This window comes from Verrucosispora sp. NA02020 (assembly GCF_013364215.1).
Lineage (GTDB): Bacteria > Actinomycetota > Actinomycetes > Mycobacteriales > Micromonosporaceae > Micromonospora.
This window is the reverse complement of sequence record NZ_CP054923.1, coordinates 2198589-2221990: the sequence shown is the minus strand read 5'-3', so window position 1 is coordinate 2221990 and position 23402 is coordinate 2198589. Positions and strand designations below refer to the sequence as shown.

Genomic DNA, 23402 nt, shown 5'->3' with positions numbered 1-23402 from the left:
GCAGGACACGTGCGGCGACAGATCCTGCCGGCGCTCTGCGTGGTGGTGCTCGCGTTGACCGGATGCGGCGACGGCGGCACCGAGGCTGCACCGGCGCCGGACACGGGAGCCGGCGCGGACGCGGACACCGACGTCGACCTGCCCGTCGACGCGGCCGACACGGTACGCCCGCCCTGCCCGTTCACCGCGGCACAGGTCTCCGAGTTCGTCGGCGAGTCCATGGTGGACCAGGGCACGTGCAGCTTCGGCGACGGCAAGGGGGTGGCCCAGCTCACCGTGACCACGGCCTCCCGGTCGACCGGCGAGGGCACCTACGACTACCAGCGCCAGCAGGCCGGGCAGATCTATTCGACGGTGACGGAGATCGGGAACGGCGCGAAGGGTTACCTGGCCGTCAAGGACATCGGCGCCGAGGCGGTGCTGGTCGGCGCCGGCGGCGCCTACACCGTGACGCTGAGCAGCTTCGCCCGCCTCGGTGCCCGTCCCGACGGGTACGCGCAGGCGCTACGTCGGCTGCTCGACGCCCTGCCCCGGTGACGGCGCGGCGAAGGGAGACGACGATGAGGCACCTGCCCAGCACCGCCCGGCTCATCGGGACGGTGGTCCTGGCGGCCGTGCTCACCGCCTGTGGCGGGGCCGCCGAGCCGGCGGCAGCACCGCCACCCGCGCCGGCCGGGGCACCGGAGCCGGCCGGAACGCCGGAGCCGCCGAACGAGACGCCCGCGCCGCCGGACCCGCCCGAGGTGGACGCCTGCGCGCTGGTGACCAGGGCGGAGGCCGAGGAGTTGGCCGGTACGCCGTTGGAGGACCCGGTGCCGGTGGCGGACACCTGCACGTACACCGGGCCGGTCTCGGGGCCGCTGGCCCAGGTGGAGGTCTTCGTCGGCGACGGGGCGAAGAAGATCCTCGACATCGACCGGGAACTCGACCACGAGTTCGAGACGCTCTCCGGCATCGGCGACGAGGCGTACCTGGAGGAGGGGGCGGTGTTCGTCAGCGTCTCCGGGACCTGGGTGGCCGTCCGGTTGGTCCGGCTGGACGACCCGGCCGGGTACGTGGGACGCCTCACCGAGGTGGCCCGGACGGTGGCCGGGCGGTTGTGACACGGCCGCAGCCCGGTCACGCGCGATCGGGCTGCGCCCCGGGTGGCCGGCCCTCCTCCTGCCGCCGCCCGAACCGCTCCCGGACCGACTCGCTGGCCTGCGACTCCGAGCGGCCGAGGCTGCGCAGCAGGTCGGTGGCGACGGTCCGGATCTGTGCCACCACCACGCTGCCGGAGAAGCCCACCCCCTCGTGGTACGCCTCGGCGGCCCGGTCCACCGCCTTGAGGATCAGCCGCTCGGTGCGACCGGTGTGGTGCCCGCTCTCCGCCGCGATCTGCATCAGCGCGAGGGCGTCGCCGAAGTAGTGCACCGCCGCGGGCAGCCCGGCCGGCACCGGTTCGTCGTCGCGGACCGCCGTGGCGGCCCGACGCAGCATCTCCTGGCAGCCCCGCACGGCCAGGTCGAGGTAGCGGACGCCGCGTTCGTAGTGCTCGAAGTCGGTCCGGCGGTGCCATCGGGCCGGTGAGATCGCCACCGCCTCCTGGGCTCCGGCGACCGCGTCGGAGATCAGTTTGACCTGCGGGTCGAGGGCGGTCAGGGCGTCCCGGGCCCGGGCCACCTCCTCGGCGTCGCCGGCCGACAAGCCGTCCGCGCCCACGTGCAGTTGCTCCATCAGCACCGTGAACAGCGGACGGGCCGCCCGCTGGACGAGCCGCACCGGGTTCACCGGCAGGACGGCCACCACCAGCACGGCGGCCAGCCCACCGATCGTGGCGTCGATGATCCTGGGCACCTCCAGCCCGCGTTGCACGGGCGCGAGCGTGGCGATCAGGACCGCCGTGCCGCCGGCCTGGGTCACCACCTGGCCGCCCCGGCTCAGCGTGAGGGCGAGCAGGATGGCCAGCGTCACGACGGTGCCGATCTGCCAGGGTCCGGTGCCGATGACCCAGATCAGGGCGTCGCCGACCACGATCCCGGCCAGCACGCCGATCAGCAGTTCCACGGTGCGGCGGGTCCGCCGGCCGATCGCGGCGGCGATCGTGCCCACCGCCGCGCTGGGCGCGAAGACCGGTGACGGATGCCCGAGCACCTGGTGCGCGACCGTCCAGGCGACGGCGGCGGCTGCTCCGGCCTGCACGGCGAGGATGGCGTACAGCTCCAGCGTCCGGCGCCGTTCCCGCCAGCCGATCCGTCCACTGATCCCGCCGACCACGCGGGCGACCATCCCGATCACCCGCCCGACGGCGCCCCGCAGCCATCCGCTGTCCCGTTCGTCCGTCGCCGTCACGCCGCCGACTACCCGCCCGGGCTGCGCTCATTCGCCGGTACGCGTCCGACAGTCCGGTACTCACACCCGCGAGGCACTCGTTCCGACACAACGCCCCTACCTGCGCAGAAGCAGCCAATATCAGCCTCAGTCGATTGACAAAGTTGTTGATCCCAACTTATGGTGCGAGCCGGCCGGACGTTTCCGGTGGTCCCGGCGGCGCTCGGCCAGCACCCGTCGACACCATCACCACACCGAGGAGCGTCATGGCCGGGCTGAGAGGCACACTACGCAGGACACGATGGCGGTTCGGCCTGGTCACCAGCGGGATAGCGGTCCTACTGGCCGGCGTCGGCCTGGTCAACGCGGGCGCCGCACACGCCGCCGCCGGTTGCCGGGTGGTCTACTCCGCCCCCAGCCAGTGGCCCGGCGGCTTCACCGCCAACGTCGACCTGACCAACCTCGGCGACGCGGTCAACGGTTGGCGGCTGACCTGGACGTTTCCCTCCGGCCAGCGGGTGACGCAGGCATGGAACGCCACCGTCACCTCCGCCGGCAACGACGTGACGGCCACCAACGTCGGCTACAACGCCGCCCTCGGCACCAACCAGAGCGTCTCGTTCGGCTTCAACGGCACCTACACCGGCACCAGCAACACCGCGCCGACCTCGTTCGCCCTCAACGGGGTCACCTGCACCGGGAGCGTCGGCCCGACCACCCCGCCGCCGACCACCCCGCCCCCCACCACGCCGCCGCCGACCACCCCGCCGCCCGCCGGTGACGCCATGGCGTACGTGGACGCGATGCAGCCGGGCTGGAACCTCGGCAACACCTTCGACTCGGTCGGCGCCGACGAGACCGCGTGGGGCAACCCCCGGGTCACCCCGGCACAGCTCGACGCCATCCGGGCCCAGGGCTTCAACAGCATCCGCATCCCGGTGACCTGGAGCAACCGGCACGGCGCGGCACCCTCGTACACGATCGACGCCGCCTGGTTGAACCGGATCAAGGAGGTCGTCGGCTGGGCCCTGGACGACGGCTTCTACGTGATGATCAACATTCACCACGACTCGTGGCAGTGGATCCACGAGATGCCGACCAACCGCACCACGGTCCTCAACCGTTACAATGCGCTCTGGACCCAGATCGCCGCCGCGTTCCGGGACGCCGGGCCGAAACTGCACTTCGAGAGCGTCAACGAGCCGCAGTTCGCCAACAGCTCCGGCGACGCCCAGAACGCGCAGCTCCTGCACGAGCTGAACACCTCGTTCCACCGGATCGTGCGCGCCTCCGGCGGCAACAACGCCACCCGGATGCTGGTCCTGCCGACCCTGCACACCTCCTCCGACCAGCCCCGCATCGACGAGCTGGTGAGCACCTTCACCCAGCTCAACGACCGCAACCTGATCGCCACCGTGCACTTCTACGGCTACTGGCCGTTCAGCGTGAACGTCGCCGGCGGCACCCGGTTCGACGCGGTCACCCAGCAGGACCTCGTCGACCGGTTCGACCGGGTGCACAACGCCTTCGTCGCCCGGAACATCCCGGTCGTCATCGGCGAGTACGGGCTGCTCGGCTTCGACCGGCACACCGGCACCGTGCAGCAGGGCGAGAAACTCAAGTTCTTCGAGTTCCTCGGCCACTACGCCCGCACCAAGCGGCTCACCACCCAGCTCTGGGACAACGGCCAGCACTTCGACCGGGTCGCCTTCCGGTGGAAGGACGCGGAGCTGTTCGCCCAGATCAAGTCGAGCTGGACGACCCGCTCCGGCACCGCCTCCGCAGACCAGGTGTACGTGCCGCGTACCGGCGCGGTCACCGCCAAGTCGCTGACGCTGAACCTGAACGGCACCACCTTCTCCGGGCTGCGGCAGGGCACCACCAACCTGACGCAGGGCACCGACTACACCGTCTCCGGCAACCAGCTCACGCTGACCGCGAGTGCGCTGACCCGGTTGGTCGGCAGCCGGGCGTACGGCGTCAACGCCACCCTGCACGCCCGTTTCTCCACCGGCGTGCCGTGGCGGATCGACATCGTCACGTACGACCCGCCGGTGCTCTCCAACGCCACCGGCACGACAGGCGCGTTCGCCATCCCGACCCAGTTCCGGGGCGACCAGCTCGCCACCATGGAGGCGAGGTACGCCGACGGCAGCAACGCCGGCCCGCACGACTGGACGTCGTACAAGGAGTTCGACGTCGCCTTCGCGCCTGACTACGCCGCCAACCGGATCACGCTGACCTCCACCTTCTTCGGTGAGGTCCGCGACGGTGCCCCGGTCACCCTCACCTTCCACTTCTGGAGCGGTGCCCAGGCGACCTACCGCGTCACCAGGTCCGGCACGACGGTGACCGGCGTCACCGGCTGAGTACCTGCCTCACCGGCCGAACGACGGTGCCACCGGCCGCCCTTCGCGGTCGGTGGCACCCACCGGTCATCATGGAGTCATGATCCGATTCGTGCTGAACGTGTTGTGGCTCATCTTCGGCGGCGGGATCGTGCTGGCGGTCGGGTACGGCATCGCGGCCCTGATCTGCTTCGTGCTCGTCGTCACCATCCCGTTCGGCGTCGCGTCGCTGCGGTTGGCGTCGTACTCGCTGTGGCCGTTCGGCCGGACCCTGGTGCCCAAGCCGGGTGTCGGGGTGGCCTCCGGCGTCGCCAACGTGATCTGGGTCGTGCTGGCCGGCTGGTGGCTCGCGCTGTCGCACATCGTCGCCGGGGTGAGCCTCTGCCTGACCATCATCGGCATCCCCTTCGGGGTGGCCAACTTCAAGCTGGTGCCGGCGGCGATCTGGCCGCTCGGGCAGGAGGTCGTCCCCGCGCCGTGACGCTCGCGGCCGGTGCCGCGCCACCGTCGACCCGGTGGCGCGGCCGGGGTCAGAGCAGGGTGGACCAGTAGTCCCAGAAGCGCACCAGCACCGCCAGCAGGATCACCGTGTACCAGGCGACCAGGACGAAGCTGTGGTAGCCGGCGAGCCCGGCCAGCCGGGCCGGTGGCGACGACGGCGGCACCCGGCGCAGGTGGTGCAGCGTGGTGTAGACGAAGATCGCGATCATCACCACCCAGACCACCATGCAGTACGGGCAGAGCGCGCCGATGACGTACAGGCTCTGGTAGATGAGCCAGTGCACGAAGATCACGCCGAACGTGACACCGACCTGGAGACCGGCCCGGAACCAGCCGGGCAGCCGCGCCCCGGCGAGCAGCACCACGCCGACGGTGGCGACCACCGCGAAACCGGCGATGCCGAGCAGCGGGTTCGGGAAGCCGAAGGCGGCGGCCTGCGGGGTGGTCATCACCGAGCCGCAGGAGAGGATCGGGTTGATGCTGCACGTCGGCACGTAGTCCGGGTCGCTCAGCAGGTTGATCTTCTCGACGGTGAGCGTGGCTGCCGCGAGCAGGCCCACAGCACCGCCGACGGCGAGCACCCACGCGGTGACCCGGGCGAGGAATCCCGCGTCCGGTGCGTCGGTGTCCGTCGGCCGGCACGCCGCGTCGGCGCTCATCCGGCGAGCGCGGCGTCGATGGCGGCCACCATGTCCGCCTGGGTACGCACGTTCGTCAACTGCCGACCGTTCAGGAAGAACGTCGGCGTGCCCTGCACCCCGGCGGCCTCCCCGTCGGCGCGGTCCCGGGCCACCCGCTCGGCGGTGGCCGGGGCGTCGAGGTCGCGCTGGAACGCCTCGACGTCCAGGCCGAGGGTGCGCGCGTACCCGACGAACGCCTCGGTCTGCGGGGTCCGCTGGTGCCCCCACGTCTCCTGGTTCTCGAACAGCACGGTGTACATCTCGGCGAACCGGCCCTGGTTGGCGGCGGACTGGGCGGCCCGGGCGGCCAGCTCGGCGTTGGGGTGGCTGGGGATCGGGAAGTACCGCACGACGAACGTGATCCGGTCCTGGTAGGTGTCCAGGAGTTCGCTCACCGCCGGGTAGACCGCGCCGCACGCCTCGCACTCGAAGTCGAGGAACTCCACCAGGGTGACCCTGCCGTCGGTGGCGGTGGAGAGCCGGTGGCTGTCGTCGCGCACCAGCACGGCCGGATCGACCGGTTCGCCGCTGGCGCGTGGGCCGGAGTTCCGGTTGATCGCGGTCAGGCCGATCATGACGAGGATCACCACCAGGATCATCGCCAACGTCAGTCGCAGGTTCCTCGTCATGCGGGCGTCAACCTTCTCTGCGGGAGCAGCCCATGCTGCACCGGTCGGCTGGCAGATAGCTGGGAGCAGGCTGGACGGGACCTCACCGGCGGACCCGGCGGTCGCGTTCGGCCAGCTCGGCGAGCATCCGGTTGTAGGCGGCCAGCTCCGGGTCCTCGCGTCCCTCCGCCTCGGCACGGTCGGCGGCCCGGTCGCGGCGACGGGCCTCCCGCCGGTCGGCCTGGATCCACTGGAACATCAGCGCCCCCATCACGATCACGGTGGGCAGCTCACCGAAGGACCAGGCGATGCCCCCGGCGGCCTGCTGGTCGGCCAGCGGGGTCGGCCCCCACGGCCGGTCCAGCGCGATCCACCAGTCGGCGGCCAGCACGGTCGCCGACTGCATGAGCGCGACGCCGAGGAAGGCGTGCAGCACCATGCTGATCAGGACCAGGACCATCTTCAGCGGGTACGGCACCTTGCGGGGTGCCGGGTCGACGCCGATGACCGCCCAGAAGAAGAGATACCCGACGGCGAGGAAGTGCCCGACCATCGCCAGGTGGGCGGCGTGCGAACGGACCGCCAGCTCGTACAGGCCGGTGAAGTAGAGCACGTAGAGGCTGGCCACGTAGACGACGAGTGCCACCACCGGGTGGGTCAGCACGCGGGACGCCCGGGAGCGCAGGCCCGCCTGGAGCCACTCCCGGGGACCCGGCCAACGCGGGTCGGTGGCCGGTCGCAGCGCCCGCAGGGCGAGGGTGACCGGTCCGGCCAGGACCAGCAGGATCGGCGCGACCATCATCAGCAGCAGGTGCTGCACCATGTGCACGGCGAACAGCACCGGGCCGTACCGGGCCAGGCCGCTGGAGGTGGCGACGACGATCACCACGCAGCCGAGCAGCCAGAACGCGGTACGCGCGGCGGGCCAGGCGTCGCCGCGCCGCCGCAGCCGCCACACCCCCGCGAGGTAGAGTCCGGCCGCGCCCAGGACGGCGGCGATGACCAGGGGTTCCGGCAGCCAGAGGCGGGCCACCGTGGCCACGCTCAACGGCGGCGGCATCGGGAAGCCGAGCAGGGCGGTCGCCACGTCCTCGTCGGCGCCGACGGCCGGCACGGGGGTACGCGACAGCGCCACGGCGGCCCCGACGGCGGCCCCGAACAGCAGCGTCTCCACGACTGCGACCCGCACGAACGGGCGTCGCCGGCCGGCGGCCAGGGCCGGCATCGTGGATCGCCGGTGCCACTGCCCCAGCACCGCGATCACGGCCAGCACGGTGGTCTTGACCAGCACCAGCCGCCCGTACCCGGTGCCGGTCAGGTCGGCCGGGCCGGTCAGTCGTACGCTCGCCGACAGCAGTCCGGACAGACCGACCGCGACCAGACAGACCAGCGCCAGCGGGGAGAACCGGCGCACCGCGACCGCGAGGTCGGCGGCGGTGCCCCGGGCGGTGATCGCCAGGGCGAACAGGCCACCGGCCCAGACGGTGACCGGCACCACGTGCAGCAGCAGGCCCGAGACGGCCACCTGGTGGTTGCTGGCCGACGCGGCGTGCCCGGTGAAGACCGGCGGCACCACTGCGGCCAGCGCGGCGAGCAGCGCCACCACCGCCCCGGACGGACGCAGACTGCGGGCCGCGACGACGGCCGCGACCAGCGCCAGCGCTCCGCTGAGCGCCAAGGACTGGCCCAGCGACACGCTGCGCACGAAGTTCAGCACCGCGCGGGCCGACAACACCTGCGTGGCGGGCAGCCCGAACAGGTCGACGAGCGTGTAACAGACCGCGACACCGGCGGACACCGCCCAGGCGGCGGCGGTCCACGCCGCAGCGCGCAGCCGCCGGTAGCCCAGCGCGGAGAGTCGACCGCCGTCGTCGCGCGGGGACAGCACGGTGACCGCCACCAGCAGTCCCACGGTGGCCACCGCGCCGATCTGCATGCCGAGCCGGGCGGCCGGCAACAGCCAGGCAGCGGTCGGGTCCGGGTCGGGCAGCCCCGGCGGAGTCGGCGGTACGCTGCCGCCGCCCCACCACAGCAGCACGGCGGCGGCACCGGCGGCGACCAGGACCATGGCGGCGGGCACCAGCACCGGACGGCGCAGGATCAGGGTCGGGACGAGGTGGTGCGGGCGGTTCAACGACGGCTCCCGGTGCGGGTGGTTTCCCAGGTAGTCGGCGCGGCGGGGCTCCGGGTTCCCGGCCGTCACCAATGGGCGCCGTGGCAGACGTCCTCGGCGTCCCCGGGCTCCACCTGCAACGTGGCGTGCTCGATCCCGAAGCGGTCGTGCAGGAGCCGGCGCGCGGCGGCGAGCACCCGGGCCAGGTCCGCCCCGCCGGCCAGGGTCAGGTGCGCCGAGGCCACCTCCATGCCCGAGGTCAGCGTCCAGACGTGCAGGTCGTGCACGTCGGCCACGCCCTCCACCTCGCGCAGCGCGTCGCGGACCTCGGCGACGTCCAGGTGCGGCGGCGCGGCCTGGACCAGGACCCGCAGGGCGGCCCGCGCCAGCCGGTAGGTGCGGGGCAGGATGAAGAAGCCGACCGCCACGGCCACGATCGGGTCGGCGTACCACCAGCCGGTCAGCGCGATCACCCCGGCCGCGACGATCACCCCGATCGAGGCGAGCAGGTCACCGAAGACCTCCAGGTACGCGCCCCGCACGTTGAGGCTCTCCTCGGCACCGGAGCGCAGCAGCAGGAACGCCACGATGTTGGCGATCAGCCCGGCCACCGCCACCGCCAGCATCGGCCCGACCAGCACCTCCGGCGGTTCGCCGAGCCGGCGTACCGCCTCGACCAGCACGAAGAGCGCCACCCCGGAGAGCAGCACGGCGTTGGCCAGCGCCGCCAGGACCTCCATCCGATAGAGCCCGAAGGTGCGTTGCCCGTCCCGGGAGGCCCGGCTCGCCGCCGTGATCGCGGCCAGCGCCATGCCGATGCCGAGCACGTCGGTGAACATGTGCCCGGCGTCCGACAGCAGCGCCAGCGAACCGGTCACCCAGGCACCGATCGCCTCGACCACCATGAAGACGGCCAGCAGGGCGAAGGCCGCCCAGAGCCGCCCCCGGTGCTTCTCCCCCGCGCGCAGGACCTGCTGCCCGTGATCGTGCCCGGCACCCATCCGGCACTCCTTCCGCTCACCACCAGCAACATATGCTGACATTGCAATAGATGCAACTATGGTGCCGCGTCCGGCTAACCGGACAGGTCCGACGTTCGGGCTAGATGTCGGGCGCGGTCAGCGTGCCCGCCAGTTCGCCCACAGCGCGCCCAGCACCACGCCGGGGCGGGCCAGCGCACGGGGGTGCTCCCGCATCGAGACGACGTCGTTGAAGCGGCGGGCCGTCGTCACGTCGGTCATGGTCGCCCGGACGATCTGGCCGCTCACCCAGCTCGACAGCCGGTACCCGCGCGGATAGGGACCGTCGACGTGCGGCAACGCCAGGTCGGCGGAGGTCGAGATCGACCAGGCGGCGTCCACCACCACCCGTTGCAGCTCGAAGAAGCGGCGGGCCGGGAAGCGCAGGTCCGGCCCGGAGCGCAGGTACGCCGACAGGCAGGCCGCGTGCAGCGCGGCAGCCGTGATCCCCTGGCCGTATACCGGGTTGAACGAGGCGACCGCGTCACCGACACTGACCAGGCCCGCCGGGATCCGCCGCAGCGCGTGGTAGTCCCGCCGCCGACTGTCGGCGTGGCGGTAGGTCTGCACCTCGCCGAGCATCTCGCTGTCGGCGACCTCGCTGAACTCGGGTGGGAACTGCTCGCGCAGCCGGCGTACGAAGTCCTCGGCGGTGCGGCCGGGACGGTTGTCACCGTAACCGGCCATCATCGCCATCCATCGGCCGTCCTCGATGGCGAAGTACGCCGCCCCGGCCACGTCCGAGGACGCCTTGATGCTGTTCAGGGCCATCACCACGGTGTGCTCCGGGTGCGCCTCGCGACGGCGGAACAGGGCGGTGGCGTAGTTGAGGTGCACCGGCATCCGCCGCAGGGCGGGTCGCTCCCAACCGGCGTCCACCAACCAGTCGGAGAGCCGGCTCGACCGGCCCATGGCGTCCACCACCAGGTCGGCGCTCTCGACACCGGACGCGGCGTCGACGGCGCAGCGGACCCCGACCACGGACGAACCGTCGACGACCAGGCCGGTGGCGCGGGCGGTCACCGTCTTGACGTTGGGCAGCCGCAGAACCTGCTGACGGATCAGCCCCTCCAGCAGCGGCCGACTCCCGGCCAGGCTGTCTGCGTCGTCGGGCACCGTCACCTTGGGACGGCCGTCGAGGTAGTTGCGCCGGGCGGCGGGGGGCGCCTCGACCGCACCCTGGGCCAGGGCCTGCTCCCGGAACCCGGGGAAGAGACGCTCCAGTTGCAGGAAGCCGCCGGGCAGCAGCGCGTGCAACTGCGTCCCCTGTGGCACGCCCGGCCGTCCGCCGGGCACGTGCAGGTCGTCGCGGTCGATCACGACCACGCTCGCCGCGTGGTCGGACAGCACCCGGGCGGCCAGCAGACCGGCGACGCTGCCGCCGATCACCACGGCCGTGCCGAGCACCGGGGACGGCTGGTCGGGCGGCCGCACCGCGTTCAGCGCGGCGAAGACCTGAGCCGGAGAGAAGGACATCGTGCTCTCCAAGGGGTACGAGGTGTGGCGCCGTTCCGCCGAGCCCTGCCGGTGACCGAGGCACAGGCAGGCCGGCGGGACCGGGCGGTCGGCATGACGCTCAACGATCGTTGCACAGGCAGGGAACGCGACGGCAGATCCAGTCGTCGATGCGGCATCGCGCGTGGACGGTGCCCGCACGGCGACCGGTGATCGTCGTGTCCTGACTGCTCAGCGCCCTTTTCTCAGGTCGTCGTGGCACCGTCGCGAGTGCTGCGGGGCCGCGCGTCGACGCGGTTGACCAGGTATCCGAAAGCCGCTGCGGTAAAGAACATGACAATGCCGTAGACGGCGGCCGGGATCGCCATCTGCGTGTTGTTCAGCAGCGCCGGGCTGAGCGCGATCGTGATGGCCAGGGTGCTGTTGTGGATGCCGATCTCGAAACCGGCCGCCTTCGCGGCGGTCGGGTCGATCCCGGCCAGACGGGGCACCCCGTAGCCGATCGCGAGGCTGAGCAGGTTGAACGCCAGCACCGCCAGACCGACCGCGACGAAGTAGTCGGCGATGTTCTCCCGCTCGCCGAGCACCGCGCCGAGGATCACCGCGACGAGCACCACCACGGACATGATCCGGACCGGCCGGTCGAGCCGGTCGGCGACGCGCGGCACCCGGGCCCGCACCAGCATGCCGATCGCGACCGGCACGAGCACGATGGCGAACACCTGCACCACCTTGTCGAACTGCAGGCCGATGCTCGTCGCGTCGCTCAGGAAGTAGCCCGCCGACAGGTTGACCACGATCGGCAGGGTGAGCACGGCGAGCACCGAGTTGATCGCGGTGAGGGTGATGTTCAGCGCCACGTGTCCCCCGAACAGGTGGCTGTAGAGGTTGGCCGTGGTGCCGCCGGGCGACGCTGCGAGCAGCATCATCCCGACGGCCAGTTCCGGCGGCAGGTCGAAGGCGAGCACCAGGCCGAAGCAGAGCGCCGGCAACAGCAGCACCTGGCAGGCCAGCGCGATGACGGCGGCCTTCGGGTGCTGGGCCACCCGCCGGAAGTCCGCGACGGTCAGGCCGAGACCCAGACCGAGCATGATGATGCCGAGGGCGACGGGCAGTCCGATCAGGGTCAGGGCAGAGTCCATGACACGACATCGTTACCACCCGGTAACGCACTCACAATCCTCCATGCGGCCGGGGTCCGCCGTCCGCCTCAGCGACCACAGGCGAGCGCGAAGCCCTCCGGCACCAAGGTGGTCGACGCGAGCAGGCCGAACGTCGTCGACCCGCCCGGGGCGAGTCGGCCGTTCCAGCCGGCGTCGCGGACGGTCACCTCGCTACCCGCCTCGGTCACCGTCCCGTTCCAGAGCGACTGGACCCGCTGGTCACCGGGCCAGGTCCAGGAGACCCGCCAGCCGTCGAGAACCTCGGTCCCGGTGTTGCGCACGGTGACCGTGGCGACGAAGCCACTCCCCCAGCCGCTGCCGATCGTCGCCGTCGCGGCACACACCGGCACCTCCTGCGTGCGCGCCGGCCCGCCGAGGATGTACGGGTCCCGCCGGCCCTTCGCATCGCTGAACCGGAACCAGTACTCGGTGTCCGGGGTGAGCCCCTCGACCACTACGTTGCCGTAGCTCTCCAGCCCGGTGTCCGCCGAGGCCACCGGGTTGTGCCACTGCTCGGCGTCCTCCCGGGTGGCGAAGAGGTGCACCGTGATGGGCAGGTCGTACCCGCACGGCGGCCGGAACGTCAGCGAGTAACGGATGGTGACGGTCGTGGTGGTGGTGCCGGCCACCATTCCGGCCAACGGCAGCGCGGGCGGACACACCGTCACCGTCGGCGTCGGCGACTGCGAGGTGGTGAGCGGGACGGGCGGGGACGTGGCGGCGCCCGCGCTGCTCGCCACGCCGGCCGCGCCCACCAGGGCCAGCGTCGCGGCGGCGATCGTCGCCAGGGCGTACTTCTTCGACATGCGGTGTCTCCTCCGGGGTGGTGGGAGCACCGGGCGCAGCACGGCGGCCGGTGCCTGGAAACGGGCTGCCCTGCGCGGGTGGCATTCCCGCACGCCCTGACGATGGTTCGCACGCCGGCCCCGGACGCGACTACGCAGAGTTTTTCATTCGAGAACCATCGATACAAGGGACGACCAGTCGATCCACCCGGGGCCGGACGGGCACCCGGCCACCCGGGCCGAACCGGTCGCACCGGGGGACAATGGGGCGATGCCCGTGGTTGAGGCGGTGGCCGTCGTCCCCGTACCCCCGAATCTCGCGTTCGCGATCTCGCAGACCACCATGCCGGTCCGGCGGCGGTGGGACCCGTTCGTCCGCAGTCAGCACTTCGTCGACGGCGCCGTCCGGCCGGACAAGGGCGTCCGCACGTTCACCCGGTCCCGGCACGGCTTCTCGATGGTCAGTGAGTACGTCTCCTACGCACCGCCGACCACCGTTGGCATGAAGATGGTGCGTGGCCCGTGGTTCTTCGAGATGTTCGCCGGCGGCTGGCGGTTCGCGCCGGCCGCCGAGCCCGGCCACTCGGTCGCCACCTGGCGATACCACTTCCGCTGCCGTCCGGCGCTGCTGCGGCCGCTCGCGGACCGGATCGGCACCTGGCTGCTCGGCCGGGACATCCGCCGCCGGATCGCCGGTTACGCGGCCGGATGCGCCGATCCGGTGGTGGTCGCCGCCGCCGAGCGGGACCTGCGTGAGCGCGGCGACGGGAACCGGACCAACCCTTGACCGGAAACGGTGATCAGCTTAACTTCGTCAATCAGGCAAGTGTCTTTACTGATCGCCGTGGACCTCCCGGGAGTGCCGATGCGACCGTTCCGTCCCCGCCGCCTCACCGCCCTCGTGGCGCTGACCACGCTGCTGGTCACCGCCGCACCACCGGTCGCCGCGAACGCGGCTCCGCAGCGCGGCACCGGCTACCACCGGGTCGGCTACTTCACCCAGTGGGGCATCTACGGCCGGGCGTTCCCGGTGCAGAAGCTGGACACCTCCGGGGCGGCGAGTCGGTTGACCCACATCAACTACGCCTTCGGCAACGTCAGCGAGGACGGTCGCTGCTTCGTGGACGGTGGGCCGGGTGAGGGCGACGCCTGGGCCGACTACCAGCGCCCGGTCCCGGCGCAGGAGAGCGTCGACGGGGTCGCCGACGCCTGGGGCGAGCCGCTCAACGGCAACTTCGGCCAGTTGGCGAAGCTCAAGGCCAAGCACCCGCACCTCAAGGTGATGATCTCGCTGGGCGGCTGGAGCTGGTCGACGTACTTCTCCAACGCGGCCCGCACCGACGCCTCCCGGAAAGCGTTCGTCGCCTCCTGCATCGACCTCTACCTCAAGGGCGACCTGCCGATCCTGGACGGCGGCAGCGGCGGACCGGGCTCGGCCGCCGGGGTCTTCGACGGCATCGACCTGGACTGGGAGTGGCCTGGCTCGCCGGGTGAGCCGGGCAACGTGGTCCGCCCGCAGGACCGGGAGAACTTCACCAAGCTGCTCGCCGAGTTCCGTCGGCAGCTCGACGCGCACGGCCGGACCACCCGCACGCATTACCCACTGACCGCCTTCCTGCCGGCCAACCCGGCCGCGATGGACGCCGGATTCGAGGGCCGCAAGATCTTCAAGTACCTGGACTTCGCGACCGTGCAGGGGTACGACTTCCACGGCAGCTGGGACTCGGTGACCAACCAGCAGTCGGCGTTGCGCGTGCCCAGGGGCGCGCCGGACGACCCCGACTTCTCCGTACAGGTGGCGGTCGACGGTTGGATCGCCCGTGGCGCACCACGCGGCAAGCTGGTGCTGGGCATCCCGTACTACGGCCAGGGCTGGACCGGCGTCACCGGCGGCGGCACCGGCCTGTTCCGCCCCGCCACCGGCCCGGCACCGGCCACGCACGCCGCCGGCTACGAGGACTACAAGCAGCTCAAGACGTTGCCGGGCAAGGGATTCACGGTGCACCGCGACCTGCGCGCCGGGCACGCCTGGCTGTTCGACGGCACCACCCTGTGGACGTATGACGACCCGGCGGTGGTGCTCCAGAAGATGCTCTACATCCGGACCGCCGGGCTCGGCGGGGCGATGATCTGGTCGCTCGACGGCGACGACGACAACGCCACGCTGACCAAGACGATCAGCCTCGGGCTCACCACCCGGTAGCCACCCGGGCCACCATCCACCGGCGGCCACCTCAGCGCCCGGACGGTCGGCCGCCGCCTCAGCCCCGGACCTCCGGCTCCCTCAGCGCACGGGCAGCGTCGACTCGCGCATCACCAGGCGGCTGGCGAACTCCTCGGAGTGCGTCACCGCACCGTCGATGGCCGCGAAGAGGCGCTGCCCGGCCACCGCGCCGAGGTGTTGGAGGTTCATGTCGACGCTGGTCAGCCGGGGGCGGCAGTCGGCGGAGATGGCCTCCCAGTTGTCGAATCCGATCACCGAGATCGCCCCCGGCACGTCCCGCCCGAGATCACGCAACGCGTCCAGGACGCCCCGGGCGATCTGGTCGCTGCCGCAGAAGATCGCGTCCACCTCGGGCCGCTGCTCCACGATCATGCGTGCGGCGGCGCGCCCCCAGGACTCGTCCCACGACCCGTAGTAGGGCCGGTCACCGACCATGCCCAGGCCCGCCGCCGCGAGCGCCGCCGCCGCGCCCTCGGCCCGGTCCCGGGCCGCCTGGAACCCCGGCTCGCCGGTGATGTGGGCGATGTTGCGCCGGCCGCAGGCCAGCAGGTGCTCGATGGCGAGGCGGCCACCACCGACGTTGTCGACGGTGATGGAGATGTCGGCCGGGTCCGAGGAGGGGGCGTACACGTAGACCACCGGCACCGGGATGTTGCCGGCCAGCGGCGGCCGGGGATCGGTCCGCGAGCCGACCACGATCAGCCCGTCCACCCGGCGCGACAGCAGCGCGCGGACGTGGTGCTTCTCCCGGATCGCGTCACCCCGGGCGTCGCACAGGAAGACCGACACCTGCCCCGCCCCGAAGGCGTCCTCGGCCCCCATCAGGATGGGAATCGAGAACCGTCCCTCCAGATCGCTGGTGAGCAGGCCGACCGTCCCGGTCCGGCCGCTGAGCAGCCCTCGGGCCAGGGCGTTCGGCGCGAAGGAGAGCAGCTCGGCGGCCTCCAGCACGCGTACCCGGGTGGTCGCCCGCACCTCGCCACGTCCGTTGATGGCCTTGGAGGCGGTAGCGACCGAGACACCGGCCAGCTTGGCGACGTCGGTGAGGGTGGGTGTGCGGTTGGCGGGGACCTCGGGCTCGGACGTCATGCGGTGCTCCCTCCCAACGACCGGCACGGATGCGACGCAGCGGCGACAGGCTGCCCCGGAAGCCCGTACAGGCACTCCCGGTGGACGTGATCTTGTAAACGTTTTCGGCGTTGTTTCGGACCGTTGCCCGACCCGCACTGTCGCTCGTACCTGCGCGGAACACTACACCGATGCGTCCCGTCGACTCGGCTCAGGAAGGCCCGTCGGTGCTCCCTTCCCGAAAACTCCCCCGAAACGTTCGCTGCCCGAATGTAAGGAGGGGTCCCCTGCTATACACGAGGCGTTAGCAGGGGACCCTTCCTTTCATCCGAGGAGGCCAGGTGGCGGTCGCGTTCGGCCTTTCGGAGCTGTGGGACCCGGTGGTACGCCGGAACCCGCACGAGTTCTACGACCGGGTGCGGGACAGCGGCGGACCGGTGCTCCAGATCGACCCCGCCGGCAACCGGCTGTGGGTGGTCGCCGGTCATGCCGACGTGCTGCACGGCCTGCGGCACCCGATGATCGGGCACGAGGTGCACCGGCACCGCCCGGACGGCCCCGCCCCGGCCCCGGAGGCGTTGTCCGAGGTGGCGAGGATCGAGTCCCGGCAGCTCATCAGCCTCGATCCGCCCGACCACACCCGCCTGCGGGGACTGGTCAGCGGCGGATTCACCGCGCGGGCGGTGGCCCGGCTGGAGCCGTGGATCGGTGACCTCGCCGACCGACTCGTCGACCGGGCACGTCGGCGGGGTCACGTGGAGGCGGTGGCCGACCTCGCCGATCCGGTGCCGGTCAACGTCATCGCCGAGTTGGTGGGCGTACCGGAGGCGGACCGGCCGCAGTTCCGGGCCTGGTCGGCGGCGATCGTGTCGGCCGGGTTCGACGGCCCGACGGCGACCCTGGAGTTCGCGGCGTACCTCGACGACCTGGCGGCGCGCCGCCGCGCCTACCCGGCCGACGACCTGATCTCCGAGCTGGTGGCGGCGGAGGACCGGGCGGACCGGCTGGACCGCGACGAGTTGGTGGCGCTGGTGCAGTTGCTGCTCATCGCCGGGCAGGAGACCACCGTCGACCTGATCGTCAACGGACTCCGCCTGCTGCTCACCCACCCCGCGCAGTGGGAGGCGCTGCGCGACGATCCCACCCTGGCCGAGGCGGTGGTGGAGGAGACGCTGCGGTTCCGGGGGCCGGTGGAGATCGTGCCGCCACGGTTCGCCTTCGCGGACGTCGAGCTGGCCGGTGGGCGGATCCCCGCGTTCGACCGCGTGGGGCTGTCGGTGTGGGGGGCCAACCGGGACCCGGCGGTCTTCGACCGGCCGCACGAGTACGACATCGCGCGCACCGACGTCCGTCGGCACCTCGCCTTCGGGTACGGCATCCACTTCTGCCTCGGCGCGCACCTGGCGCGGTTGGAGAGCCGTATCCTGTTCGACCGGGTGGCACGGCACCTGCCCGGCCTGCGGCTGGCGGTCGACGCCACCGACCTGGACGCGTTCCGGCTTCATCACGACGGCCTGCCCCTGCGCGTGTGACGCCCGGCCGCCGCGCGCCGGCGCCGCCTCGGGATCCTGGGCACGCTCACGACGAGCCCTTCACCCCGCAGGGGTACGGGTGGAGGCCACCACGCCGGGCGGCCTCCACCCGGTGGATCACTCGAACAGGGACAGGGTCAGCGTCGAGGTGTACTCGCCCGCGGCCACGTCGGCCGGGGTGCGCAGGAACAGGTCGGCGTCGACCGAGTACGCCCCACCGGCGAGTGAGCCGCCAACTGCAACGCGTACGCGGAAAGCTCCTGCACCGCGACACCAAGACCCAGGCATCCGACGCCACCCTGCCCCTGCCCGACATCTGCCTGGCCGCACTCAAGCTGAGGAACGAGCAGCGCGACGAGGCACGGGCAGCCGCCGTTAAGGCGTGGCACGACAACGACCTGGTGTTCACCACCCGCTACGGCACGCCCATCGAGCCGCGCAACTTCCAGCGCTCCTGGCAGACCCGCTGCGACAAGGCGGCAACGAAGCCGATCACCGTCCACAACGCCCGACACACCCGCGCAAACCAACGCGCAGCACCCACGCAAATCAACTCGCGGCCCCCGCGCGGACCGACGCACCGCACCCACCGCACCGCGGGGTATCCGGGGGCTCGGCCCCCGGAGCAGAAATGACAAGGCCCCCTGGTCCGCGCATTCTGCGGACAGGGGGCACCTGGGGACTTGTGGGCGATACTGGGATCGAACCAGTGACCTCTTCGGTGTGAACTCACGGCAGGCCGGTCGGATCGGGTGTCGTACGAGGTCATCCGACCTGGTGGCGCTCGTTCCGGTCGGGTTCGGCTGGCACGGTTGCTGTACTTCGCTGCTGTACTTCCGACGGCTGCCTGGTCCAGCCGATGAAGCGGCGGTGCAGGGTGCCGGCTGGTGCCCAGGGCATGTCCTCGGCGGCCTGGACGAGGTAGGCCCCGAGGTAGAGAGCCAGCGACACCGGCGCGTCTGCGTACTCCGCGCGCAGCTCCCGTCGCCGCGTCGGACACGGCCACGGCAGGTCGCAGCCGCCACAGCTCCAGATCGGCATGACCGGGCCGTGGGTGGTCATCGCGCACCGCCCAGAAATCGGACAACGCTCGCGTGAGCCACCCGGCAACCGACACACAAGCCGGCGAGCCCTTGAACATGCGCCGCGAGGATCACCCACTCCGATCCGCCGCTCATTGCTCACCCGCCTGCGGCCAGTGCCCACGATTGATCGGTAATCGGTGCCGGGCACGGCACGGCAGGTCGGCTCCGCACTGACAGATGCGCCGCCAGTGCTGCCAGGACCACACTGGCCGATGTCGGCGGGCCAGGGTCAGCGCGACGGCTAGGACGTACTCGTCGTAGGAGACCCGATTGACCGGCTCGTTGCGCGCCCGGTCCAAGCGCGTTCCTCTCGGCCATGTCGAAGGGAGCACCGCCACCTCCTTGTGCCGCAGCTACTTGAAGACGTGGATGCCCGAACGCGGGGGAATGCGCCGGACATCCACGTCGGCGAGGACGGCCCAACAGCGCCAACCGAGGGAATCGACCTCCCCACCAACCTCCCATGGGTAGCGTTGGGTAGTCAAGGGCTGACGTAGGTGGTCTACTCGTGTTGCCAACCGAGGAGAACCACGTGCCACCGCGTTACCGCTACGAGCAGATCGCCGACGACCTCGCTGAACGCATCGCATCCGGCGAGTTCCCACCGGGCTCCAAGCTGCCCAGCCGACGAGAGCTGATCGAGCACTACGAGGTCACCGAGCCGGTGATCGACCGCGCCATGCAGGTACTACGGATCAAGGGAATGACCGAGACACTGCCAGGCGTGGGCGTCTTCGTCGCCGAGTGAGGCTCCTACACCCAACCTGCTCGGCATGGACCCCTCGCTTGTAAGTTCTGGGCGCTCTGGCGGGGCTTGTCCGCGCACGTCCCCGACGTCGAGCGTTGATCCGTCGTGGAGCTGGCTTCGACTCTCAACTGATCCTCGGCCCTCCCGTCAGCAGGACCCGGGAACCGGGCTCGCACGTGCCCAGACAATGCCCAAGGCTGCAACAATCATGGGCATGTCAGACGCGGCAGACGAGACCAACTACCTGACCCACAACCACTCAGAAAACACTGATGCCACAGTTGCGGACAACGTCTCCGCCGCCCACCTAGATCAGATCAACTTTGGACTCTTTCTTGCTGCACACATCCTTCTCGAGAACCCTATTGAAGACGTCGCCGCTGCAGGCGTAAACGAGGTGGCCTCATGCGTGGCCTTTACTCGGGCGTTTAGCGCAATACGCGCTGCAACAGTCGTCGCCGTTCATGGGTATTACGTCGATGCGCGCGCTCTTGTTCGCACTGTATACGAGTCTGCGGGCCTTGCCCGGATGCTGGCCAAATTACCCGACAAGGCAGAGAAATGGCTCGTCAAAGGCGACTGGTTTCCCGACAAGCTCGCACGCGATTACATAGAGAGCCAAATAGACCCTGTCGGCGGCTCGCCGTATCAGGCCTTCTACAAAATGTCATCAGCGAACGCTCACCCCACCGCAAGAACCTCAGCATATCTGGCGTTCGAGCCAACATCGCAAGAATTCAGGCCACTATTGCATCCTCAATACAACGCTGACTTCGCTGCACACACACTGCATGAGATCGCAGGCGTGACTCTCTTCACGCTGTTCGCGATGCGCAGGGCGATGGCTTCTCAGGACTTTCTTCCCGGATGGTGGCTACAGGGCCTCGCGCAGCTCGCAAGCGACGTACACAATGCGAACTGGTCACATTTAGAGCAAGACTGGGACACTCACAACGAACGATATGCAAGACTTAGCGCGGCCACTATTCCAGCCGATAAGCTCGGGGAATATTTAGAGGCGCATCCGAACTCGCTCCCTAACATCCAGAAGCGGCAGGCTAGGGAAGAGGACTAGCTAACAGTGTAGGCGTCGGCATGGACCAAAGGTGCATGCTAGCCGGGGTTACGCCGTCGGCATCGGACCCTTGACCCCCAGAGATAGGAAGCACGGTCCGTTCGGGTTCCATCGCTGGTCGACGGTCTACTGGTGGTCACCATGGTTTCGCTTGGCACCGTCGGTTGCTGTACATCACCGCCGTACATTGCAATCAGCGGCCACATGTCCCACCGAACTCGGCATGCCCCTGGCCCTCCTGATGCGACCCGAGCCAACCCGCAGGAGGCCTCACCTCCAGCGTCTACCCACCGAGGTTACTGGACCGGCCGCGGACAGGATACTGTGCCTCGTGCTTCCTAGCCTTCAGTTCAGCGAATTTCACAAGTTCCTCGTGAGCGCTGACGGCTTGTCGCTAGCCTCGGCAGTTGCGCTCCCCGTACTGTTGCTGCGGTCCCAAAGAGCGATCATGGTGACACCAGAACAGCTTTCCGATTTGAGCCCAGATTCCAAGTCAGCCATCCTGGAACAACAGAGGCAAGCCTTGTGGGTGATTAACCACTGGCCCCGTGCATCAATATTTCTCGCGGGAGTGGGAGTCGTGCTGATTCTCGTCGGCGGCACCGTATGGAAGAGACGACAAGACCGTCTGAACGAACGAGAGTCCGCAGACCTGAAGTCAGTAAATCTGGAACAGGAGAGAACCAGGCACGAGATTCGGGCGTTGATCCGCCAGAACAAGGAGGCCGACGAGGAGACAGTCGATGCGATCGGTCAGTCTTCAGAGGTAGCAGAGATTGCGCCGACCGAGAACACTCCACAGAGCGGCACGGCCGAGGAGGTGCCCAACCCTCGGAGGCACTCCGATACAGCGAGTCAAGACATCGCCACCCCCACGATATCGAGCGGCACTCGCGCCAACATTGAAGCGCTACAGATCGTCAAGAAGAACGCAGGCACTAAAGAAATCCGCGGAATGCTTGCTTATATCCAAGCGCAGGAAGAAGCCCTGCTATACTTGGAACGCCTATACGAGGGCAAACTCGACTACGTTCGCGGTGTTCGGATCGGTCGCGACAGGGCAGATTTTGTGGTCACCTCTGACACCGACGAAATGCCACACTTGGCCGTAGACGTTGCCACAATCAGCGGCCCGAGCACGACAGCCGTACGCAGGCGGGTTTCGCAGGCGATCGAATGGGCGCGAGCCGCAAGCTATTCGACTCACAAGGAATTTAACGGACCCTTTCGTCCGGTCATTTTCTTCGTTTCGTCTGACCTACAGAACTCTAGGCTACGAGATGCTGCCTTTGTCGAGATCGAACGAGCATTGTATCCACGCGACTCGGCGGATGAAGTCCCACCCATGACGATCATCTTGGTTAAGGCTGACGGGTTCGACGCGCTGCCGCTGGACAAGTCCCTGTTCACAGACCCGAGTCCGATCTTTTTGCAGCGGACCGCCACCCCGTGAGCTGCCGTCTAGCTAGGTATCAGCTGCCTGCTCACAACACTTGACCCGGCCCGTCGCCAGCAACGCCCGCTAGCCATCCTGGAACGCCCGGGGGCCCCGCCGGAGGCACTGCCCTTGTGACGACCAGAATCGAAGCCTCGGATCTGCCAGTACCCATGGCCGCCCGGGGCTTCGTCGTATATCGCGTCGCCGGCGGGCTGGAACCCGCGTGCTGGCGGCCGAAGGCCAGAGGCGCGGCGGCGGGCGGCAGGCCTGGTGGCCATCCCAGCGCTCCCGTGGATGTCAACCACGCGACCCTTAACCCTCGGGCGGTCAACGCAGCTACCTGACCTGCTTTCCTGCACCGGTGAGCTGCGGACGGAATCCCTCTGCGTCTACGGTTGTCCGCCGCTGTCAGCTACGGTCGTCACTCAAATAGTCAACCAGTCGCGACGAGTAGCTGATAGTAAGCTTTGCTCATTGCTGCATCCAATCACCAAAGTCCATCTTGACGCAGGGCAATGAGCCCTCTGGCGCGATGAGCGTTCTAAAATCGTCCCGACGGCCCCACCAGTCGTTGATAGGAAACATCCGATCCTCATAGGATAAGAAGTATCCCAGCGGGACAGATTGGCCAACGTTCACTGGGGACAAGGCAGCCACGGCAAGCAATCCGAATATGGTTCGATCACTCAACCGAACCTTGCCTTCCTCGATGGCCATGCGAGTGATTCGAGCTGATCCCGCAGCATCAGGGAGAAGGCTGAAGCCGTCGGGAAGTTCGTCGCCATGACCATGCGAGCAGCGATGGATACCGTAAATCACATCTGCAATATCCGGCTGGCCGCCCGGAGCCTTCGGGTGAGGGACCCTGACAGGGAAGCGTGTTGCTTCGATATCTATTCCAGGCACTCCCATAGGTCCAAAAATGAAGTAGTTTTCACGAAGTAGGCGAGTGAAGCGGGAATTGCTTCCCTCGTTTGGGTATTCTTTCCTGGCGGTACCGTCGACCGCATTGCAGGCGTGGAGCATCGCTGCCTCATACTCGCCGACTGTCCAGTCATTGATTGCGATACGTATTGAATTTCCGACGTCCATCTTTCTCCTTCGCGCCTACTTCCTATCGATTGCCGCTTCATCCCAAGGGAATGGTCAGCCGTCGATAAGGTGGGCGAGTGGCGGAGCTTACCTGCGCGGGTGGTCTACGGGTGTCTCGGCGTCGCTCGCCTCGGTCATCACTCAGTTAGGCCTCGGTC

The 23402-nt window shown here is 69.5% G+C and carries 21 protein-coding genes and 1 pseudogene; 11 read left to right on the top strand and 11 right to left on the bottom strand.

What is annotated here, in order from left to right:
• Positions 1–9: 9 nt before the first annotated feature.
• Positions 10–537 carry a hypothetical protein gene (locus HUT12_RS09755; RefSeq protein ID WP_176093172.1) on the top strand — a complete coding sequence of 176 codons (528 nt, stop codon included), beginning with the start codon at positions 10–12 and terminating at the stop codon, positions 535–537.
• Between the two features lie 23 nt (positions 538–560).
• The gene (locus HUT12_RS09750) at positions 561–1103 is read left to right on the top strand and encodes a DUF3558 family protein (RefSeq protein WP_176093171.1); all 543 of its coding nucleotides are present in this window, start codon (positions 561–563) and stop codon (positions 1101–1103) included.
• Positions 1104–1119: 16 nt separating this feature from the next.
• On the opposite strand, the gene HUT12_RS09745 is transcribed toward HUT12_RS09750, so the two are convergent.
• A complete protein-coding gene (locus tag HUT12_RS09745) occupies positions 1120–2331 on the bottom strand; it encodes an aromatic acid exporter family protein (protein WP_131057688.1) in 1212 nt (403 codons plus the stop codon).
• 245 nt (positions 2332–2576) lie between these two features.
• Between HUT12_RS09745 and HUT12_RS09740 the strand changes: the two genes are divergently transcribed.
• Together HUT12_RS09740 and HUT12_RS09735 are read left to right on the top strand one after the other, a co-directional pair.
• Positions 2577–4679, top strand: a complete 2103-nt coding sequence (locus HUT12_RS09740; protein WP_176093170.1) for a cellulase family glycosylhydrolase — start codon at positions 2577–2579, stop codon at positions 4677–4679.
• Positions 4680–4758: 79 nt separating this feature from the next.
• Entirely contained in the window at positions 4759–5139 is a 381-nt protein-coding gene (locus tag HUT12_RS09735; RefSeq protein WP_131051853.1) for a YccF domain-containing protein, read from the top strand.
• 49 nt (positions 5140–5188) lie between these two features.
• Here HUT12_RS09735 and HUT12_RS09730 read toward each other — a convergent pair whose 3' ends face one another.
• The 7 genes from HUT12_RS09730 to HUT12_RS09700 form a co-directional block, all read right to left on the bottom strand.
• Complete coding sequence (locus tag HUT12_RS09730; RefSeq protein ID WP_131051852.1) at positions 5189–5818, bottom strand: vitamin K epoxide reductase family protein; 630 nt, start codon at positions 5816–5818, stop codon at positions 5189–5191.
• Complete coding sequence (locus HUT12_RS09725; protein WP_131051851.1) at positions 5815–6468, bottom strand: thioredoxin domain-containing protein; 654 nt, start codon at positions 6466–6468, stop codon at positions 5815–5817. The genes HUT12_RS09730 and HUT12_RS09725 overlap by 4 nt, the downstream gene beginning before the upstream one ends.
• A gap of 82 nt (positions 6469–6550) precedes the next feature.
• The gene (locus HUT12_RS09720) at positions 6551–8515 is read right to left on the bottom strand and encodes a cytochrome c oxidase assembly protein (protein ID WP_176095710.1); all 1965 of its coding nucleotides are present in this window, start codon (positions 8513–8515) and stop codon (positions 6551–6553) included.
• A 131-nt stretch (positions 8516–8646) separates the two neighbouring features.
• Positions 8647–9561: a cation diffusion facilitator family transporter gene (locus HUT12_RS09715; RefSeq protein WP_176093169.1), complete on the bottom strand. Its 915-nt coding sequence runs from the start codon at positions 9559–9561 to the stop codon at positions 8647–8649.
• A gap of 117 nt (positions 9562–9678) precedes the next feature.
• Positions 9679–11055 (bottom strand): NAD(P)/FAD-dependent oxidoreductase, encoded by a 1377-nt coding sequence (locus HUT12_RS09710; protein ID WP_176093168.1) that lies wholly within the window; start codon positions 11053–11055, stop codon positions 9679–9681.
• 224 nt (positions 11056–11279) lie between these two features.
• Positions 11280–12176, bottom strand: a complete 897-nt coding sequence (locus tag HUT12_RS09705) for a bile acid:sodium symporter family protein (protein ID WP_176093167.1) — start codon at positions 12174–12176, stop codon at positions 11280–11282.
• Positions 12177–12244: 68 nt separating this feature from the next.
• Positions 12245–13003, bottom strand: coding sequence for a cellulose-binding domain-containing protein (locus HUT12_RS09700; RefSeq protein WP_176093166.1), 759 nt, complete (start codon positions 13001–13003; stop codon positions 12245–12247).
• Positions 13004–13253: 250 nt separating this feature from the next.
• Here HUT12_RS09700 and HUT12_RS09695 point away from each other — a divergent pair, with 250 nt between their 5' ends.
• Both HUT12_RS09695 and HUT12_RS09690 read left to right on the top strand, forming a co-directional pair.
• A complete protein-coding gene (locus HUT12_RS09695; protein ID WP_176093165.1) occupies positions 13254–13769 on the top strand; it encodes an SRPBCC family protein in 516 nt (171 codons plus the stop codon).
• 78 nt (positions 13770–13847) lie between these two features.
• On the top strand, positions 13848–15185 hold the full coding sequence (locus HUT12_RS09690) for a glycoside hydrolase family 18 protein (RefSeq protein WP_176093164.1): 1338 nt from the start codon (positions 13848–13850) through the stop codon (positions 15183–15185).
• 81 nt (positions 15186–15266) lie between these two features.
• Here HUT12_RS09690 and HUT12_RS09685 read toward each other — a convergent pair whose 3' ends face one another.
• Entirely contained in the window at positions 15267–16295 is a 1029-nt protein-coding gene (locus HUT12_RS09685) for a LacI family DNA-binding transcriptional regulator (RefSeq protein WP_176093163.1), read from the bottom strand.
• 320 nt (positions 16296–16615) lie between these two features.
• On the opposite strand from HUT12_RS09685, the gene HUT12_RS09680 reads away from it, so the two are divergent.
• Both HUT12_RS09680 and HUT12_RS09675 read left to right on the top strand, forming a co-directional pair.
• Positions 16616–17806 (top strand): cytochrome P450, encoded by a 1191-nt coding sequence (locus HUT12_RS09680; protein WP_176093162.1) that lies wholly within the window; start codon positions 16616–16618, stop codon positions 17804–17806.
• A 230-nt stretch (positions 17807–18036) separates the two neighbouring features.
• A pseudogene (locus tag HUT12_RS09675) lies at positions 18037–18318 on the top strand (site-specific integrase); the annotation flags it as partial.
• Between the two features lie 253 nt (positions 18319–18571).
• On the opposite strand, the gene HUT12_RS09670 reads toward HUT12_RS09675, so the two are convergent.
• Positions 18572–18868 (bottom strand): hypothetical protein, encoded by a 297-nt coding sequence (locus tag HUT12_RS09670; protein WP_176093161.1) that lies wholly within the window; start codon positions 18866–18868, stop codon positions 18572–18574.
• A gap of 555 nt (positions 18869–19423) precedes the next feature.
• Between HUT12_RS09670 and HUT12_RS09665 the strand changes: the two genes are divergently transcribed.
• The 3 genes from HUT12_RS09665 to HUT12_RS09655 all read left to right on the top strand — a co-directional run bounded on the left by HUT12_RS09665 (position 19424) and on the right by HUT12_RS09655 (position 22167).
• A complete protein-coding gene (locus HUT12_RS09665; protein WP_254876763.1) occupies positions 19424–19639 on the top strand; it encodes a winged helix-turn-helix domain-containing protein in 216 nt (71 codons plus the stop codon).
• 214 nt (positions 19640–19853) lie between these two features.
• Entirely contained in the window at positions 19854–20714 is an 861-nt protein-coding gene (locus HUT12_RS09660; RefSeq protein ID WP_176093160.1) for a hypothetical protein, read from the top strand.
• A gap of 448 nt (positions 20715–21162) precedes the next feature.
• Positions 21163–22167 (top strand): hypothetical protein, encoded by a 1005-nt coding sequence (locus HUT12_RS09655; RefSeq protein WP_176093159.1) that lies wholly within the window; start codon positions 21163–21165, stop codon positions 22165–22167.
• A gap of 456 nt (positions 22168–22623) precedes the next feature.
• Here HUT12_RS09655 and HUT12_RS09650 read toward each other — a convergent pair whose 3' ends face one another.
• Positions 22624–23244 (bottom strand): hypothetical protein, encoded by a 621-nt coding sequence (locus HUT12_RS09650; protein ID WP_176093158.1) that lies wholly within the window; start codon positions 23242–23244, stop codon positions 22624–22626.
• Positions 23245–23402: the final 158 nt, after the last annotated feature.